General features: G+C 64.3%; 13 protein-coding genes. All 13 read right to left on the bottom strand.

Annotated elements, in window-relative coordinates; all coding sequences use genetic code 11:
* Positions 1-32 precede the first annotated feature (32 nt).
* The 13 genes from WG923_RS04690 to WG923_RS04630 all read right to left on the bottom strand — a co-directional run bounded on the left by WG923_RS04690 (position 33) and on the right by WG923_RS04630 (position 16848).
* The gene (locus WG923_RS04690) at positions 33-1004 is read right to left on the bottom strand and encodes a glycosyltransferase family 2 protein (RefSeq protein ID WP_340349775.1); all 972 of its coding nucleotides are present in this window, start codon (positions 1002-1004) and stop codon (positions 33-35) included.
* Positions 1001-2743, bottom strand: coding sequence for an ABC transporter ATP-binding protein (locus tag WG923_RS04685; protein ID WP_340349774.1), 1743 nt, complete (start codon positions 2741-2743; stop codon positions 1001-1003). Before WG923_RS04685 ends, WG923_RS04690 begins: the two co-directional genes overlap by 4 nt.
* Entirely contained in the window at positions 2740-3993 is a 1254-nt protein-coding gene (locus WG923_RS04680) for a glycosyltransferase WbsX family protein (protein ID WP_340349773.1), read from the bottom strand. Before WG923_RS04680 ends, WG923_RS04685 begins: the two co-directional genes overlap by 4 nt.
* Before the next feature lie 18 nt (positions 3994-4011).
* Positions 4012-5193, bottom strand: coding sequence for a glycosyltransferase family 4 protein (locus tag WG923_RS04675; protein WP_340349772.1), 1182 nt, complete (start codon positions 5191-5193; stop codon positions 4012-4014).
* A complete protein-coding gene (locus WG923_RS04670; protein ID WP_340349771.1) occupies positions 5186-6349 on the bottom strand; it encodes a polysialyltransferase family glycosyltransferase in 1164 nt (387 codons plus the stop codon). Before WG923_RS04670 ends, WG923_RS04675 begins: the two co-directional genes overlap by 8 nt.
* Before the next feature lie 156 nt (positions 6350-6505).
* A complete protein-coding gene (locus tag WG923_RS04665; RefSeq protein WP_340349770.1) occupies positions 6506-7717 on the bottom strand; it encodes a hypothetical protein in 1212 nt (403 codons plus the stop codon).
* A gap of 6 nt (positions 7718-7723) precedes the next feature.
* Positions 7724-8557, bottom strand: a complete 834-nt coding sequence (locus WG923_RS04660) for a hypothetical protein (RefSeq protein WP_340349769.1) — start codon at positions 8555-8557, stop codon at positions 7724-7726.
* A complete protein-coding gene (locus tag WG923_RS04655) occupies positions 8554-9777 on the bottom strand; it encodes a glycosyltransferase family 2 protein (protein ID WP_340349768.1) in 1224 nt (407 codons plus the stop codon). The genes WG923_RS04660 and WG923_RS04655 overlap by 4 nt, the downstream gene beginning before the upstream one ends.
* A gap of 123 nt (positions 9778-9900) precedes the next feature.
* Positions 9901-10383 carry a pilin gene (locus tag WG923_RS04650; RefSeq protein ID WP_340349767.1) on the bottom strand — a complete coding sequence of 161 codons (483 nt, stop codon included), beginning with the start codon at positions 10381-10383 and terminating at the stop codon, positions 9901-9903.
* A 176-nt stretch (positions 10384-10559) separates the two neighbouring features.
* Positions 10560-12965 (bottom strand): GspE/PulE family protein, encoded by a 2406-nt coding sequence (locus tag WG923_RS04645; protein WP_340349766.1) that lies wholly within the window; start codon positions 12963-12965, stop codon positions 10560-10562.
* Between the two features lie 55 nt (positions 12966-13020).
* Entirely contained in the window at positions 13021-13818 is a 798-nt protein-coding gene (locus WG923_RS04640) for a 3',5'-cyclic-nucleotide phosphodiesterase (protein WP_340349765.1), read from the bottom strand.
* Between the two features lie 12 nt (positions 13819-13830).
* On the bottom strand, positions 13831-16080 hold the full coding sequence (locus tag WG923_RS04635; RefSeq protein ID WP_340349764.1) for a CHASE2 domain-containing protein: 2250 nt from the start codon (positions 16078-16080) through the stop codon (positions 13831-13833).
* A gap of 27 nt (positions 16081-16107) precedes the next feature.
* On the bottom strand, positions 16108-16848 hold the full coding sequence (locus WG923_RS04630) for an FHA domain-containing protein (protein WP_340349763.1): 741 nt from the start codon (positions 16846-16848) through the stop codon (positions 16108-16110).
* Positions 16849-16872: the final 24 nt, after the last annotated feature.

Genomic DNA, 16872 nt, shown 5'->3' with positions numbered 1-16872 from the left:
CTTGAAGAACATGTTGCATCCGTGAAAGGGAATCATCGGTCGCCGACCTCGGGCAACCGCGAAAACATCAGACGCAATACGAGGCGTGCGCGGGCGATCTCGCCATGCGCCAGCCGGTCCAGGATCACGAGCAGGAGGCTGGCCCATACCAGCGGCAGGTAACGCGGCCAGAACTTGCGCGTGATGCGCAGCCGGCTAGTGACGCCATATCGCTCGGAAAGCAGCGATTTGTGGCGCACGCCGCCGCGCGAGCCGGTGCTCGCGCCTTCCTTGTGCCGCAGGCGACTCGCCAGCGCGACCACCGGTCGATAGCCGAGGCGGCGGCCGCGTTCCGCCCAGTCCATCTCCTCGCAGTACAGGAAGTAGCACGGGTCCATCGGGCCGACCGCGTCCAGGTACGCCGTGTCTACGTACATGGAAGCTCCGACCGGGTAGTCCACCGCCAGGCTCACGTCGCCGCCGTGCGCCGGCAGCCGCGTGTCATGCCAGCCCACCCCGAGCCAGCGACGATGCACTCCCGCCACCGCTTGGATACATGGCGGATCGTCCCATTCCAGCAGCACCGAACCGCAAATGCCGGCGCGCGGAACGCTGTCGTGTGCCGCCACCAGAGCGGCCAAAGCGCCCGGTTCGGCCTTCACATCGTTGTTGAGCAGCCAGAAGCCCTTGGGGGCCCAGCGCTCGCGAGACCAGCGTATGCCCTCATTGAGCGCGCCGGCGTAGCCTAGGTTCTGCGGCATACGCAGCAGATGCACCGACACCACGCCTTCGCCGCACCGTGGGCTTGTCCAGCTCATTCCGTCTGGCTCCGTCTGCCACTGCGGCAGGCGTGTGCTCAAGTATTGCGCCAGTTCGGAGACAGATCCGTCTGTCGAAGCGTTGTCGCACAACACGATGCGAAGTGGCGGGTTGCCCAGGGCGAGCAAACTATCGACGCACCCAATGGTGTCGCGCCAACCATTCCAGTTGACGACCACGGCGCAGATGGCGGATGAGGCATTCAAGTGCCCACCTGCTCTGGCTGCGCGCTGTTGGATGGCATGATCCGCCCGTCGGCCAGCTCCCACACGGCATCCGCCGCCTGAATGGGCGCAGCCCGGTGCGACACGATCAGCACGCCCGCGGTTTGCGCCAACTCTCTGAAAGTGGCAAGCAGCTGCCGTTCGGTCTCGGCATCCAGCGCCGCCGACGGTTCATCCAGCAGGAGGTAATCGCACTCGATGTAGAGCGCCCGGGCCAGAGCCAGCCTCTGAATCTGGCCACCCGACAAGGCCAGCGGCGTGCGCATGAGAAAGTTCAGCTGACCAGGCAGCTCGCGCACCACCTCGTCCAAGTGGGCGCGGGTCAAGGCGCGCCAGACGGCTTGGTCGTCAATTGCTTCCGGCGGCAAGCCAAATGCCACGTTCGCGCGCACCGTGTCCGGGAACACCGCGGGCTGTTGCCCAGCGTAGGCCACACGGCCAAGCAGCGCCTGCTTGTACCTGATGGGCTGACCATCCAATTCCACCGTGCCGGCAGATGGCGCACGCAGACCCGCCATGATTTCGAGCAGTGTGCTCTTGCCCGCCCCCGAGCGTCCCTTGATGGCGATCAGCGCGCGGCGCGGCAGCTCGAAATCTACCCCGCGCAGGACCGGCTTGTCCGGGCCGTAGGCATAGGCCACGCCAGTCAACCGCAGTGCGCCATCCGGCGCGCCACTGCGCCCTCGTCCCGCGGCGGCCGGTGCTGCCGAGGTCGTCAGTACATTCGCCACTCGCTCGACGATGACCCCCGCGAAGCGCATGGCCTGCACACTTGCAACCATCCGGTTGATGCCCAGCAAAAGCCGGGAGCCGGCCGCTCCAAAAATACCAATGCTGACAACCAAGGTTGAATCCAGGTTGGACTGCGCATGGACATACACAACTGCCAACAGCGCTCCTACCAAGGCGACTTCGAGCACAAACCGCGGCGAGGTCGAGAGCATCTGGAATCCCCGGTACGCTTTGCCCAACCGCGTCAGCTGCGCCAACATGTGCGACACGGCGCGCGATCCCGCAGAGTAGATGTACATCTCGCGCAAATGACTGAAGATTCCCAGCAGCAGGCGCTGCCGTTCGTCCTCCGACCGGTGGCGGTCGTTGCCAAGGCGCAGCACGAGTCGTCGGCTCACCAGCACCAACGTCCCCATCACAAGGGCCAAGGTCGCGAGCATGCTGAGCGAGAGTAACGGCTGGGTTATCAGCAGAAATAGCACCAATGCGACCATCAGCGTGCCTTCGGCCAGCAAGCCCAGCCCGGGCAAAAGAATATTGAACGGGATGGCGTTCATGCCGCCCGTCAGTAGATTGATACTGGCACTGCCATCGCCACGGCTAGCCAGTTCGTAGTCCTGCTTGAGAAGCGCGGCCAAGGCCAAGCCGCTCAAATGCGTTTGCACGCCAAACGCCAGCCGCGCCTCCAACCAGGCCAGAAACACCATCAAGGCGTTTTTGGCGACATACACGGCTGCGCAAACCACCGTGACAACCTGCAAATCTGCGCTCCCAGCCTTGCCAACGATTTTGGTCAACCAGAAGTCCGCAGGCATCGCGCCCCCTTGCGAGATCCGCAAGAGCACGACACCAAACAGCGCCAGGCCCACCACTTCCAGCACGGCGGCTGCGATGTTGCCAGCCACCAAAGCCATCGAGCCCAATCGATGGTAAGGCGCCAGCTGGCGCCACAATTGGAGGTATGCCGATGCCTTTGGCATGTCGGTCATTTCCTTCCGAGAACCCAGCGTGCCATTCGCCGCAGCCTTGGGTAATCCTGAATCCATTTTCCCAGGTTGTTTTCAAGTATCGCGCCGTGATAAATGAAAACACCCATCAAGTCATTCATAAAACGCCTGCGAATGACGCGAGTTTGGAGAGTCCCTTGCGCAAACTCACGTCCGACGACAAGTCCCGTCCGTGCGCGTTTTGTGGCCTCGAGGTATGCATGGCCATGCCGACGATCCGGCTCCAGATGGCATCCTTCCGCCCATTCATTCCAGGCGTTGATGAAAACAATTCGTCTTTCGGCCGGCAATTCCTCTTCGGCCTTTTCCATTGATCTGGAAAGCCAGATTTCATAGTTTTCAGGACTGGCATTTATGACAACATTGGCCCGTTCCCCCGTGCGAGCGGTATTGTCCCATGATGGGAATACAGTTCGAAAATGCCCCATATCCTCATGAGACTGATTCAAGAAATGGCGAGCAATTTCCCCATACTCAAGAATGTTCCCGCAAAAGGAAAGCTTATATTTTTCAGTGAACCTCATGCTCGCATTCCGAGGCGACGAGCTAAGGTTGTGAGGCGGGAAATCAACTGTACTGTCAAAACCTTCGGGCTTCGATTTGTTGCCAAGGATCAAGGCGGCGCACAGGTGAATTTCACCCACACCGAGGTCTCGGCAATGTTTACGCCAAGCCTCTGTCATTCGGCGCGCATCCGGCAAATGCTGAGGCGCATAGACAATCAACAAGGGCGCACCATTCAATCGTATGTAACGCGGGTCCTTGAGGTATGGCAGCAAATCATCGACAAAGCCTTTGTCGTCTTCCGGCCTGTACTTTTGGGCGATCAGTACTTTCTTGTTGTCGCCATCCCAGCGCCGCGTCCAGTTTTCATTGGCCCAGCACAGGCAAAATGGCATGTCGACGGCTGGATCCTTCAACATATTGTCCAGCGGACGCTCCAGCAGCCTCTTGCCGGAAAACCAGTAATAGTGATAGCAAAAGCCATCAATGCCATGAGCTTTGGCAAGCCGCGCCTGCTCTCGCATGATCCCCGGGACACGCAAATCGTAAAACCCCAGGTCGGCCGGCAGATGCGGCTGGTAATGGCCCTCGAACAGGGGCTCTGCCTTGGTCACGTTGGTCCATTCGGTGAACCCTTTGCCCCACCATTCATCATTCTCTGGAATTGGATGAAACTGCGGCAAATAGAAGGCAATCAGCTTGACCTTGTCTATGTCTTTTTTCGTCATCAAGTGGGCCACTCGCCGCTACATCGTGGTTCTTGCCACCTGTTCGATCACTTGAACAATCTGGGGCAGCGCCACCTCGGGCGCATGCAGCGCATGCACGCGCGCCCGCGCAGTTGCAGCCTTGGTCAGTCGCATGTCTTCGTTTTCCAATAGTTCAACAAGACTGGACGCAAATGCGGGCAGGTCAAGAAACGGCGAACATGTCCCAGCATCCTCCTGAATGAACTCGACGGCACCTCCCGCGTCGCGGAAGGCCACCGTCGGGACACCGTGCGTGGCAGCCTCCATGACCACAAGTGGAAACGGATCCTCCCGCGAAAGCAAGGCATGAACATCCAGCAACGAGAGCCATTCCCCGGGCGTAGGCGTCACACCGGTGAAATGCAGACGGTCGTCTACACCCGCGCGACGCGCATCGGCTATTGCTACTTCGCGCGGGTACTCTGGAGCCAAGGCACCTATCCACACGATGTGAAGTTCAAGTCCCGCAACCTCAACAGGCAGCAACCGCGCCAGCGGTACTACCAAATCCACGCCCTTTCGGATATCGCCGTGGCCACACATGCCGATGAGACGGGCATTCTCGGGAATGGCGAACGGCTCAAGCAAGCGCTTGCGCTGCTCTTGAGAGGGATCTGCCGCCTCCCCATGGACAGGCACAAAACCGCGGATGCACAGCGCCTTCTCAGCAGGGCAGGCAAAGTGATTCACGAGGTTGCTGCGAACCGCTTCAGATACACAAATGAGACGCGCTGACGTCTCAAGCACACGTCGTTCTTCGCCTCGCGCGTAACGCTGAATCGCCCAACTCAATTCATGCACGTGGGTAATTACCGGCACGCGCAGGCGCCTCAATGCTGCTAGCTGATCACCCAGCGTGATCGTGTTGAGATAGAGTACATCAAACTCCGCAGAATCGAGCAGCGACTGGAGGGTGCATTGCCTGCGATGCGCGCTGCGCCGATCCAGCCACTGTCCCACTCGACCTCGTATGCCAGCGGCCCGGTCCGGTGGAGCGGCAAGCACATGGGTTCGGCACACCTCTTCAAACTCAGCCACCATTTCGCCATCGTTACGAAAGGCAATTTGGAACTGGACGGACGTGCGTTCTCGGATCCAACGCAGCATATTGAGCAGGAAAATCGTCGCACCAGCCCGGTAAGCGTCGTGGGCAACAAAAAGGACCCGGGGTTCAGACACCGGTGATCGCCTCGCGGAGCACATCAGCAGTTCGGTGCCGCGGGAGCTGCGACAGCGCTGCGACGTGGGCCGCCATCTGCTGCTGTATCAGTCGAAAATTCGCGTCGATCTTCAAATACGGGCGCAGGTCGTCGGCGAACGAGTAGCCTGGGATGCCATAAAGATCCTTCAGGTACAAGATCGCGCTGGACACCCCCGCGATGCACGCCGAGAGGCCCAAATGTGGCACGAATATCTCAACCGGATACCCGTCGGGAGCCTGCAATCTTTGCAGTCGATCTGGCTCGGCGATATCGCCCATCAAATCAAAGTAGGGCTGATGCGTCCGTGGATGATCCCTCCACAGCACGCTGTAACCCTTCTCGAGCACCGCGGCGACGGAGCGGCGATAGATTTCGATCTCATCCTTCAATTCGATCAGACCGCTGCGCGCCATACATTGACCAAGCATTAGCACAATTGGCCGCCGGAGTCTCGACGATGCCGTCGCCACGCGCAGCGTCGGCACCTGCGCACACGCGGCGATGCGGCTGCGCAGTATGTCGTCGCCTATCGAAATCACCTGTCTATCCTTCAAATATTCCGGCAGTTGGAGATCGCGCTGGAGATACAAGACCGCGCGCGTCAGCCGCTGGTAATGTCTCGTCGCGAGATACGAGCCGTCTCCGACGTCGACCACCTGCGGCCTGAGTCCAAACGCGCGGAGAGTTCGCCCCGCCATCGCGCGAATGGGGCCCGGGCCCAGCACTGGGACGTCGACGAACGTTCCCGTGCCGTCCTCGTACAGCGTGATCGGCGCTTCTGGATAGGCTTCCAGAATGAACCGTTCGGGCTGGTGGTTCAGTTTCGCCATCCAGATTTCCGACGGCGCTTCGCCGCACGCGGCGCGGATCTCGTTCAGGATCGGCTGTGGGCCGGAGATCGTCTTGAGTCGGCAGGCGGCGAGAGAATCGAACACCGGCACGACTTTCGCGTCCGGAAACAGCGCGACAGCGATGGCGTGCATCGCGTCTTTGAGCTGCGGCGTAGGGGAATAGGATTCCTGAAGGATCAGCACATCGCACGCTTCAGGCACGTTGACCTGCTTCACCGCGGCGGCGAGGGTGACGAGCTGCCACGGCCCTACCGCGATGAGCAGGCGACGGGTCGAACTCATCTCGCGTTGCTTTCCGACCGTGAATGGAACGCTGGCGCTTCTGGGCTGGTCGTTCGCACGGAACGAAGCATCCGCCGCGCATACCTCAAAGCGTTGTAGCTGAGCACAACGATCGCGATCTTCGATTTCCTCGCCATCTCCATCCCCTGTTGGCAGCTACGAGTTGCGCCCCCAAGGCAGCGTCGCCCGAACAGCCGCGCAATCCATCCGCGCCCGTCCCGCCAAAATGTCCTGTGCCTTGCCGACGAAAACCGGGTTCAAATCCCGGTAATACTTGTACAGCACTTGGCCGTCATCGTAGACATACAGCTTCATCTCGGCCTGCAGATAGCTGCGCACTTCGCCGCTGGGTAGAGCCATGCTGGGACCGTCGCCATTCGCGGGCAAGAAGCGCGGGCACTGCTTTTCCAGCGCGGCAAACACCGCGTCGTGGCGCCGCCCGTACGCTGCCGCGCGCGCGTTCGGCGCGACGCGGCGCAAGTCGCACAGCCAGAAGCCGGATTGCGCACGCTGCTCGTCGGTTTTTTCGCGCAGTCCCATGCTGGCCAGACTGCGCGAGTGCAAGAAGCGGCAAGCCTGAGGGTGTGCAAAACCCAGGCCGAAGGGTGCCAGCTGGCTGTCGATGATTTCGGACACCTTGGCATTGGGCAACAGCGCCTCGGTCAACATGCCAGGCACTACCGGCACGAGCAGCCTCAACTTGCCTTGCGTTTGCGCCAGGAAGGCTGCAGTGCCCGCACTATTGAAAGTGCTCGTGCCCGGCACGGGTGCGTTAGCCAGATTCATCCAGCGCGACTGCGGGTGGAACTGAGGAATCAGCAACGAATAGCTGATGACCGACATGGTGACATAAGTGGCAGGTTCCGCTTTTGCCTCGGGCGGCAAGTCCACTTGGAAATACGGCGGCTCCTTCCACTGCGCCAGCCCCCAAGCCTGCCACGGCGCGCTCTGCTGCACGGCAAACGCCTGCAAGGCCACCATGCCCGCGGCCAATGTGAGGCGCAGCGCGCGGGTCACCGGCAAGCGCCAAGCCAGCCCGACGCACACCGGTCCCACCACAAGCAATCCGGCCAGGAAATACCTGCCGTTGCCGGAGGTCATCAGCCAGGGCACGAAAGCCACGGCCAACGCCGCCACCAGTACGAAGACCGTGGCAGGCCCGGCGTCAGCGCCAGTTGCAGCGACGGCCCCCGCACTGCCGCCGCGTGCACGCCACCGCATGACGACCAGCAGCAACAGCAGGAGCAGCGCGAACACCCAACGGAAATCAGGCGCCATCATTTCGACATACACATAGCTGTCGGGCGCGGCCATCGCAACAGGCCGCAGCAGCGCGGCCAGCCAGGTGTCGGGCTCAAAGCGGTTCATCGCGCCTCAGCTCATTCCCGTCCAAAGGCGCAAGGGCTCGAACCAATGGTGATGAAACGGAAAAATCGGGTTGCCGAAGTAGCGCCACAACAACCAGCCCCAATAACCATAGAGCGCCGCAAAACCCAGCAAGGTGGCCGCGCTTCCCAGGGCAACTGCCATCACCCGCTGCATCCAGCCGCGGCCGCACAGCCACCACAGCCCCGGCATCAAAATGGCAAGCGGGCCGTTACTGAGTTTGGCCGCCACTGCGGCCCCGGCGCACAGACCTGAGCACAGCACCAGCGAGCGCGCCGCCCTGCCATCACTGCCCGCGCCCGGCATGGCCTGCACCGCCAGCGCCACCGCCCATAACAGCGGCGCGGCGGCCAGCAAATCGTTCATCGTGGCGTCCAGCACCGACAGGGCCACACCCGTCAGGAAAGCCAGCGCCACGCCCAGCACGCGCATCGCCAAGTCAAACCAGGTCGCGCCTGGCATGCAGGCGCGCGCCAGGAGCCACACGGGCGGCGCGACCAGCACGCCATGTAGCGCCGCCAGCGTCACGCCGACAGCCACGCCGGACCAGCCCGCGGCCGCCATCTTGTACAGCGGCCAATACAGATAGGGAAAGGTATAGGCTTGGTAGCCTGCCGCAAGGAAATCAAGGTCGAACCGATGCTGCTGCGCGGTCCAGCCCAGGTAAATATGGTGGTTCAGGGCGTCCGAGCCCAAGCCAAGTTCACCCTGCGTCAGCGGCACTGACACAAAGGAAGCCACTGTCAGCAGACAAACCAGCAGCCCTTCCCAGCGCAGCAAGGCTGTGAGCGCCGACGGCCTTGCGGTGAGCGTCTGATTCATGAGCTGCCCGCGGTGCCACTGCGCTCCGCCGACGCCCAATTGAAGTTCAGCGCTCCGGCAAACAGCGAACCGGCCGCCACCTGCGCACCCAGGATCATGAGCGTCACGGCCGGAATGGCGACCCGCATGGTTTGCTCCGGCTCCAGCGCTCCGAAACCGGCGGCGCCCCAGTCGATGGTCAGCCCCACGGACGCGGCCAATCCCAGCAGGATGAACAGCAGGCCCGCCAGCAAACCATTTTCGATCTTGAGGAACGGCGACAGGCGGGCCAGCCAGCGCTGCGACGGCACCACGCCCGATACGATGCCGATCCACTTGGTCAGCAGGGCCAGCTGGATCAACTGCCCACCCAGCACGGTGGCGGCGGCCATGAAGAGCAAGGAATGCACACCGAGCACCCGGCCCGCCGCGCCGAAGGCAAAGCCGGCCAGACCCAGCAGCATGAGCAGCAAACCAGGGTACAAGAACAACCAGCGCGGGCAAAACAGCAGCAAGAAGCGTAAATGCCGCCAACCGTCGCGCCAGGTGCGCAGGTGCGGCGGCCGGTCGCGTCCATCGGGACGCAGGGTGGTGGGGACTTCCGCAATCGGCAAACCCGCCAGCGCCGCCTTGGCCACCATTTCGCTGGCGAACTCCATGCCGGGAGACACCAGGCCCAGGCGGTTCATCGCCTCGCGCGAGAAGCCGCGCAGTCCGCAGTGGAAGTCGCGGATCTCCGAGCGGAAGAACAGCCGCCCGACAAAACTCAGGACCGGGTTGCCGAGATACCGATGCAGCGGCGGCATGGCCCCGGGTGCGATCCCGCCGCGGAAGCGGTTGCCCATCACGAGCTGGGCGCCCGCGCGCAGCGCGTCGACGAAACCCTGCAGGGCGGAGAAATCGTAGCTGTCGTCCGCGTCGCCCATGATCACGTACCGGCCCTGGGCAGCGGCAATGCCGGCGCGCAGCGCCGCGCCGTAGCCGCGCCGCGGGACCTGGATCACGCGCGCGCCCGCCCGGCGGGCCAGCTCCTGCGAACCATCGCTGGAGCCATTGTCGGCCACCAGCACTTCGCCGGCGACGCCGGACGCCTCGAGGAAACGGCGCGCGGCCAGCACGCAGGTCGCCACGGTCCGCGCCTCGTTCAGGCACGGCATCAGCACCGTCACTTCGACAGCGGATGCGGGTGCGGGTGCGAGGGAGGGGGCGTCGAGGGAGGGATCAGCAGCAAGGACGTCCATGGCACTCACGGGACAGGGGCCCGGAATTCGCGGAAAGCAAACGAGCGGCCGCAAGGCCGCTCGTTCGGGGGACTATCGCGGCTCCGTCATCCTACGTCGGAAGGGGGAGCCACGCTTGCCTCATCAGCCGCCGCGGCAGGAGCCCGGCAGGAACTTCATGGCCACCGTGGTGCCGTCGGCGGTGCTGCCGCAGCGCCACTTGCCGACCGTGGTGCCCGCCGTCGGCACGGTCGTGCCATCGGCCAGGAAGGGCTTCAGGGTCACGATGCCGCCGGCGTTGCCGTTGTCCATGTTCGGGATGCCCTTGCTGGTCACCTTGATCATGCCCGTGGCGTCCGTCTCGACCTTGTCGACGTACTGCGACGAACCGCCGGCGGCCGTCTGCTCGCAACCCCAGGCGTTGGCGCCGGGCAGCGCGCTGGCCGACTGGATCACTTCGGTGATCGACGTCCGGCAGCTCGAAGCCGCCAGGATCACTTCGGACATCTTGGCACGCTTGGTGTAGTCCTGGTAAGCCGGCAGGGCCACCGCGGCGAGAATACCGATGATCGCGACCACGATCATCAGTTCGATCAGGGTAAAGCCCTGTTGGAGTTGACGCTTCATGAAACCTCCGGTTGTGTGTGAGAGAAGCGGAGGAACAAGTGCAATCGCTGTGCCACGGCCGGTTCGTGAAGCGTTTGTGAAGTTTTGGGCACTTTGGTGCCTGTTTTCCGGCCCGAAGGTGACCCTCGTGTCACTTGGCGTGACAAATCCTGTCAGGCGGGCGCCGGGGAGCGCCGTTAGCGGATGCACACCGACCGGACCTGCTTCAGGTCCGTCAGGCCCATGAGGATCTTTTCCATGCCGTCCATCTTCAGCGTCCGCATGCCGGCGGCGACGGCGGCGGTGAAGATTTCGGCCACCCGGGCATGTTCCTGGATCAGGTGCTTGATCTCCTCGTCGGCCACCAGCAGTTCGTGCAGGCCGACGCGGCCCTTGTAGCCGCTCTGGTTGCACTTGGTGCAGCCCACCGCGCGGTACAGGCGCAGCTCGCCCTCGTGGCCGTAGGTCTCGACCCAGGTCTCGTACAGCTTCTGCGCCTCGCCGCCGGGGTCGGCCTTCCAGGCCTCGGTGTGCTGCAGGTCCAGCGCGTACTCGGCGATGAACATGCGCAGCTCCTCGTGCGAGGGCGCATAGGACTCCTTGCACTCGCACAGGCGCTTGGCCAGGCGCTGCGCCAGGATCCCGAGCAGGGCATCGGCGAAGTTGAACGGGTCCATGCCCATGTCCAGCAGGCGGATCACCGACTCCGGCGCCGAATTGGTATGCAGCGTGGAGAACACCAGGTGGCCGGTGAGCGAGGCCTCGATGCCCATGGACACCGTTTCCCGGTCGCGCGACTCGCCCACCATGATGATGTCCGGGTCGGCGCGCAGGAAGGCGCGCATCACCGTGGCGAAGTCGATGCCGGCCTTCTTGTTGATCTGCACCTGGCGCAGGCCCTTCTGCGTGATCTCCACCGGGTCCTCCGCCGTCCAGATCTTGGTCTCCGGCGTGTTGAGGAACTTCAGGATCGAGTGCAGCGTGGTGGTCTTGCCCGAACCGGTGGGGCCGCAGACGTAGAACAGGCCGTAGGGCTTGCTGACCGTCTTCTCGAGGGCGACGCGGTTGTGCTCGGTCAGGCCCAGCTTCTCCAGCGGGATCGGCTCGCCGGCGGCCAGGATGCGCATCACGACATCCTCGACGCCGCCGGCGGTGGGGATCGTCGCCACGCGCAGCTCGATGTCGAGCGGGCCGTACTTCCTGAACTTGATCTTGCCGTCCTGCGGCTTGCGGCGCTCGGAGATGTCGAGGTCGCACATGATCTTCAGGCGTGTCACCAGCGCCTGGCGGAAGTGCGCGGGCACTTCCACGTAGGGCACGAGGCTGCCGTCCACGCGGAAGCGGATGCCGGTCTTGGCCTTGCCGGGCAGCGGCTCGATGTGGATGTCCGACGCCCGCTGGTGGTAGGCGTCGACGATGATCTTGTTGACGAACTTGACCAGTTCGTTGTCGGCCGCCGCGGATTCGAGCGAATGCTCGTCGCCCTCGTCCTCCAGCGGCACGTTCAGGTCCGCCAGCAGTTCTTCGACCGTTTCCTCGTGGGTCGGGATGTTCCAGAGCTGTTCCACCGTCTGCTGGAATTCCGTCTGGGTCGTCACGCGCCAGGAGAACCGGCCGATGCGCGGGAAGATCTGCGGCAGCACGCGCGAGTTGCGCACGGCTTCCGGGTCCTGGCACATCACCACCAGGCCCTCGGGGCCTTCCTCCAGCGGGATCCAGCCCTGCTCCGCCACGAATTCGTGCTTCAGCGCGCCCTGCAGGGCTTCGACGCGGATGCGGTTCGGGTTGAAGGGCTCGTACGGCACGCCGAAGAACTTCGACAGGGACGGGCCGATCTGGGCGGGCTTGATGGAGAAGTCCGCCATCAGGACCTGCTCCACCGGCTTGGATTCGGCGCGCGCCTTCTGGATGGCGTTGCCCAGTTCCTCGTGCGTCAGCAGGCCGTCGGCGACGAGGCCGTCGTACTTGGTCGCCTTGCGCCGGGCGCCGTCCTCGGCGCGCTGCATGCGCTGGTGGATCGCGGTGGCGAGCGTCTTGCAAAGCTGCGTCGCGCCCTCGACCTCGAGCTCGCCGAAGGGCTGGTCGCTCTTGTTGTTGATGATCTGCAGCACGCCGTGCAGCACCTCGCCGTCGAGGATCGGCACCACCAGCATCTGCTTGGTGCGGTAGCCGGAGCGCTTGTCGACTTCCTTCAGGAAGGTGAGGCTCGGGTGGATGCGCTTGAGCGCTTCCTCGTCGTACACGTCGGAGATGTTGACCAGCTCCTTGGACATCGCGACGTAGCCGGCGATGCTCTGGGGGCTGACGGGCAGCTTCAGGTCGCGGCTGGTGTTCAGGCCGGTCTTGATCTTGGAGACGATCGCGGTGCGGTCCTCGTTCACCGCATAGAGCGTGAGCCGGTCGGCGTTGAACAGGCGGCAGATGTCCGCGCTCGCCTCCAGCATGATCTCGTCGACGTTCTCCGTCGCGTGGATGCGCGTCGTGACCGCCTGCAGCTGGCGGAAGAACAACGCCTCGAACGAGATCCCGCGCTTGTCCGGGGGCAGTTGCTGGGAGCTGAAGAATTCCTGCTCGCTGTCCCGCGACCGGAGGACAGCGCTCATTCGCAGGCCTCCGCGCTGCGCGCTGCGGCATTCGCCTTCGGAGCGGCCGGGCGGCTCATAGTTCGAATTCCTGGCCCGCGCGCAGCCAGCGGATATCGTGCGAGACGTCCGGGCCGAAAGGCTGCGTCTGGTCGAACTTCTGGATCTCGCTCATGATCAGCTCGGTCTCGGCCGGCTTCGTGTGGGTGATGTAGATCGGGAAGCGCTTGCCCTTGTCGATGCAGTCCAGCTCCTCGGCCAGCGCGTGCGGCGACAGGTGCAGGCTGCGGTGGGCGAGCTCGCGTTCGCGGTTGCTGAAGGCCGTCTCGATCACCAGTGCCGCGACGTCGATCTGGTTGATGCGACGCCAGAACGCCGGGTTGCGTTCGGTGTCGCCGGTGAAGACCCAGCAGCCGTTGCCGTTGCCGGTGGTCAGGGCGAAGCCGCACGCCGGCACGGTGTGCACGGCGGGCAGCACCTCGATGTACTTGCCGCCCAGCTCCAGCGTCTGGCCGACCTGGATCTCGTGGAAGCTGATGAAGGGCGCCTGCGGCGAGGGGATGCAGCTGAAGTCGGGCCAGATCACGTTGTTGAACACGTGGGTCTTGAGCGCGGCGATGGTGCCCGGCAGCGCGCAGATGCGGATCGGATCCTTGAGCTGGGAGGCGATCGAATCGACCATCAGCGGCAGCGCGGCGATGTGGTCCAGGTGGGAATGCGTCACGAGCACGTGGCGGATCGCGCGCATCTCCTCCAGGGTGAGGTCGCCCACGCCCGTGCCTGCGTCGACCAGCACGTCGCTGTCGACGAGGAAAGAGGTGGTTCGGCTGTCCTTCGCGATCGCGCCCGAACAGCCCAGGACCCGCACCCGCATCAGCGCCCCCGGTTATTTCGTCTCGAAAGTGGTCGCGCCGTCCCACGACGGGTCGAAGGGCAGCAGCCTCATGGAGGCTACACGTTCGGTATACAGATCGTAAAGGTATTTTTTGGCGTTGATTCGCTGCAGATTGAGCAACTGCAGGTCGCACTGTTCCCAGTCCTGCGCGCGGTAGGCCTTGAGGAAAGCGCCCCAGATCTTCAGCTCCTGCGCCACCTCCGGGGGCACCGCGTCGGCGGGCGCGAGCGGGGTGTAGATGCCCACCGCTTGCTCCTTGCCCTTGACGCGGACGCGGTCCAGTTCCTGCCAGGCGAATCCGGGGGCCTGCAGGCGCGCCGACTCGCTGACCACGATGGACAGGCCGTACACCTTCGACAGCCCCTCCAGGCGCGAGCCGAGGTTCACCGCGTCGCCGATCACGGTGTAGCTGCGGCGGATGTCGGAACCCATGTCGCCCACGCACATGGTGCCGGTGTTGATGCCCACGCCGATGCCGATCTCCGGGATGCCCTTGGCGCGGTGGCCCTCGTTGATCTCCACCACCGCCGCGATCATCCCGAGGGCCGATTTCACGGCCAGTTCGGCGTGGTTGGGCGTCTCCACCGGGGCGCCCCAGAAGGCCATGACGCAGTCGCCCATGTACTTGTCGATGGTGCCGCGGTTGGAGCGGATGATGTCCGTGAGCTTGCTGAACACCTCGTTGAGGAGCTCCTGCAGCTGCGTCGGCTCCATCTTCTCCGACATCTTGGTGAAGCCCCGCATGTCCGAGAACATGACGGTCAGCTCCTTGCTGGTGGCCTTCATGCTGTAGCTGTCGGGGTCCTTGACCATCTCGTCGACCAGCTCCGGCGGGACGTAGGTGCCGAACAGGTTGGCGATCTGGCGCTTGCTGCGGCTTTCCACGAAGTAGCCGTAGCTCATGTTCAGCGCGAAGGCGGTGCCCGCCATGAACAGCGCGGAGGCGAGCGGCATCACCAGGCCGTGGGCCGCGAACAGGTAGTAGTTCAGGGCCACCAGCGCGCCGACCACCCCGAAGCTGACCGTCACGGCGGTCGTGGCCGAGAGCACCGGCAGCAGCACGGCCAGCAGCAGCCCGGCGACGAGCAGGACCACGACCTCGTAGCCGACGGCGTAATCGGGCTTCACGTGCAGCCGGTTGTCCATCAGGCCGGTGATGACGTTCGCATGCGTCTCCACGCCGGGATAGGTCTCGCCCACGGGCGTGACCCGCAGGTCCAGCAGGCCCGGCGCGGTGGTGCCCACCAGCACGATCTTGTCCTTGAGTTCGCCCGGGGCCAGGCGCTTCTGCAGCACGTCCGAGGCGGACACGTAGCGGAAGGAGCCGCCGGCCGGGCCGCCGGGGCCGCGGAAGGGCACGAGTGTCGCCACCCGGTCGTCCACCGGCACGGCCAGCCTGCGCTGCCCCTGGCGCAGGACCACGCTTTCGAGCCCGGTGTACTCGCGCCCCACCAGCTGGTCGCGCGGAAAGCCGGGCTCCACCGCGGGCTGGCCCACCAGCATGCGGAACATGGCGAGCGACAGCGCCTCGTAATACGCGCCGGCGTGCTCCGCGACCAGCGGGATCGAGCGCACCACGCCGTCGCCGTCGGTCAGCGGGTTGAAGTGCCCGGCCACCGGCGCCGCCTTGGCGAGCGCCTCGATGTTGGAGCCGTAGCCGTTGAAGCGCGTGAAGGCGATGCGCCGGCCCTGCAGCGTCTCGCGCGTCATGACGGGCGCGGGCAGGACGCCGTTCTTGCGGCCGTCGCGGTCCGCCGTGAAGTAGTAGCCCAGGACGATGGGGCGCTTCGCCAGCGAGCGCGCGAACACCGCGTCGTAGTCGAGGGAGGACTGCAGCTTCGCCAGCTGCTGCTGGAAGCCGGCGGCGTCGCGCAGTTCGTCTTCGGCCATCTGCCGCAGGCGCTTCAGGCCGGAGCTGTCGTCCGGCTCCGCGAACACCACGTCGAAGCCCAGGAGGGTGATCTGCTGGCGCTCGAACAGCTCGTCGACCATCTCCGCCAGCCGGTTGCGGCTCCAGGGCCAGCGGCCAACCTCGGCCAGGCTCTTCTCGTCGATGTCGACGATCACGACCCGCGGGTCGAGCGTCTGCGGCATGGTGGCGCGCAGCCGCGCGTCGTACAGGATCGCATCGAGCCGGTGCAGGAACTGCATCGGCAGCACGCCCACCGCGTGCAGCAGCGCGAACACCAGCGGCAGGAGCGTGATCGCGATGCGGGACCAGTGCCGGGCAAGCAGTCCCATGGCTGTGCGGTGGGAGCGGCCCCGGTGTCAGGTCGCCAGCAGGAACTGCATCTGGGTGCCGGCGAGCTCCAGCATGTCGCCGTTCTTCAGCGTCACCGGCTCGGCGCCGATCTGCGTGCCATTGAGCAGCGGCTTGTTGGCGCCCTCGACATGGGCCACCACGAAACCGTTGGAGCGCTTGGTGATCGCGGCAACCGCGACCCCGGGCTTGCCGATGGTCGTGACCACCTTCACCAGCGGCACCTCGCGCCCCGCCGCGGCGCCCGACAGCACCTTGATGCTGGCGTTCATCGAGCTCGGGTCGAAGGGCTTGTTGATCACGGCGTGGGCCGCGGCCTGCGCCGCCGCCTGTGAGCTGTGCACGGGCGCCGCCGTCGCGGTGGCGGTGGCCGTGGCGCCGGCCGGCGCGGCGGCCGGGCGCGGTACCGGCGGCACCATGCCCGGCTTGATGATCATGGTCTTCTCGAAGGTCGCGCCGGGCGCCTCGTTGATGAACTTGATCTTGTACTTGCCGATCTCGACGGTGTCGTTGTTCTGCAACAACTGCTTCTTGACCGCCTTGCCGTTGACGTAGGTGCCGTTGGTGCTGTTCAGGTCTTCCAGGAAGACCTCGTTGCCCGTGAGCTGCAGCACGGCGTGCTCGCCGGAGACGGCGAGGTTGTCGATCACGATATCGTTGTAAGGCCGCCGCCCGAGGGTGGTCCGGTCCTTGGTCAACTGCACTTCCTTGATGACGACACCGTCGATCGAAACGATCATTTTCGGCATGGTCGACTCCTGTTCATAGCCTGT

The sequence above is a fragment of the Ramlibacter sp. AN1133 genome (assembly GCF_037890035.1).
In the GTDB taxonomy this organism is placed as follows: domain Bacteria; phylum Pseudomonadota; class Gammaproteobacteria; order Burkholderiales; family Burkholderiaceae_C; genus Ramlibacter.
Note: the sequence above shows the minus strand (reverse complement) of the source record. Positions and strands in the feature narration are given on the sequence as shown.

Coding starts and splice junctions, on each gene's coding strand:
- WG923_RS04685 (WP_340349774.1), bottom strand. CDS start 2,743: ATGACCGACATGCCAAAGGCATCGGCATACCTCCAATTGTGGCGCCAG.
- WG923_RS04680 (WP_340349773.1), bottom strand. CDS start 3,993: ATGACGAAAAAAGACATAGACAAGGTCAAGCTGATTGCCTTCTATTTG.
- WG923_RS04670 (WP_340349771.1), bottom strand. CDS start 6,349: ATGAGTTCGACCCGTCGCCTGCTCATCGCGGTAGGGCCGTGGCAGCTC.
- WG923_RS04665 (WP_340349770.1), bottom strand. CDS start 7,717: ATGAACCGCTTTGAGCCCGACACCTGGCTGGCCGCGCTGCTGCGGCCT.
- WG923_RS04660 (WP_340349769.1), bottom strand. CDS start 8,557: ATGAATCAGACGCTCACCGCAAGGCCGTCGGCGCTCACAGCCTTGCTG.
- WG923_RS04655 (WP_340349768.1), bottom strand. CDS start 9,777: ATGGACGTCCTTGCTGCTGATCCCTCCCTCGACGCCCCCTCCCTCGCA.
- WG923_RS04650 (WP_340349767.1), bottom strand. CDS start 10,383: ATGAAGCGTCAACTCCAACAGGGCTTTACCCTGATCGAACTGATGATC.
- WG923_RS04645 (WP_340349766.1), bottom strand. CDS start 12,965: ATGAGCGCTGTCCTCCGGTCGCGGGACAGCGAGCAGGAATTCTTCAGC.
- WG923_RS04640 (WP_340349765.1), bottom strand. CDS start 13,818: ATGCGGGTGCGGGTCCTGGGCTGTTCGGGCGCGATCGCGAAGGACAGC.
- WG923_RS04635 (WP_340349764.1), bottom strand. CDS start 16,080: ATGGGACTGCTTGCCCGGCACTGGTCCCGCATCGCGATCACGCTCCTG.
- WG923_RS04630 (WP_340349763.1), bottom strand. CDS start 16,848: ATGCCGAAAATGATCGTTTCGATCGACGGTGTCGTCATCAAGGAAGTG.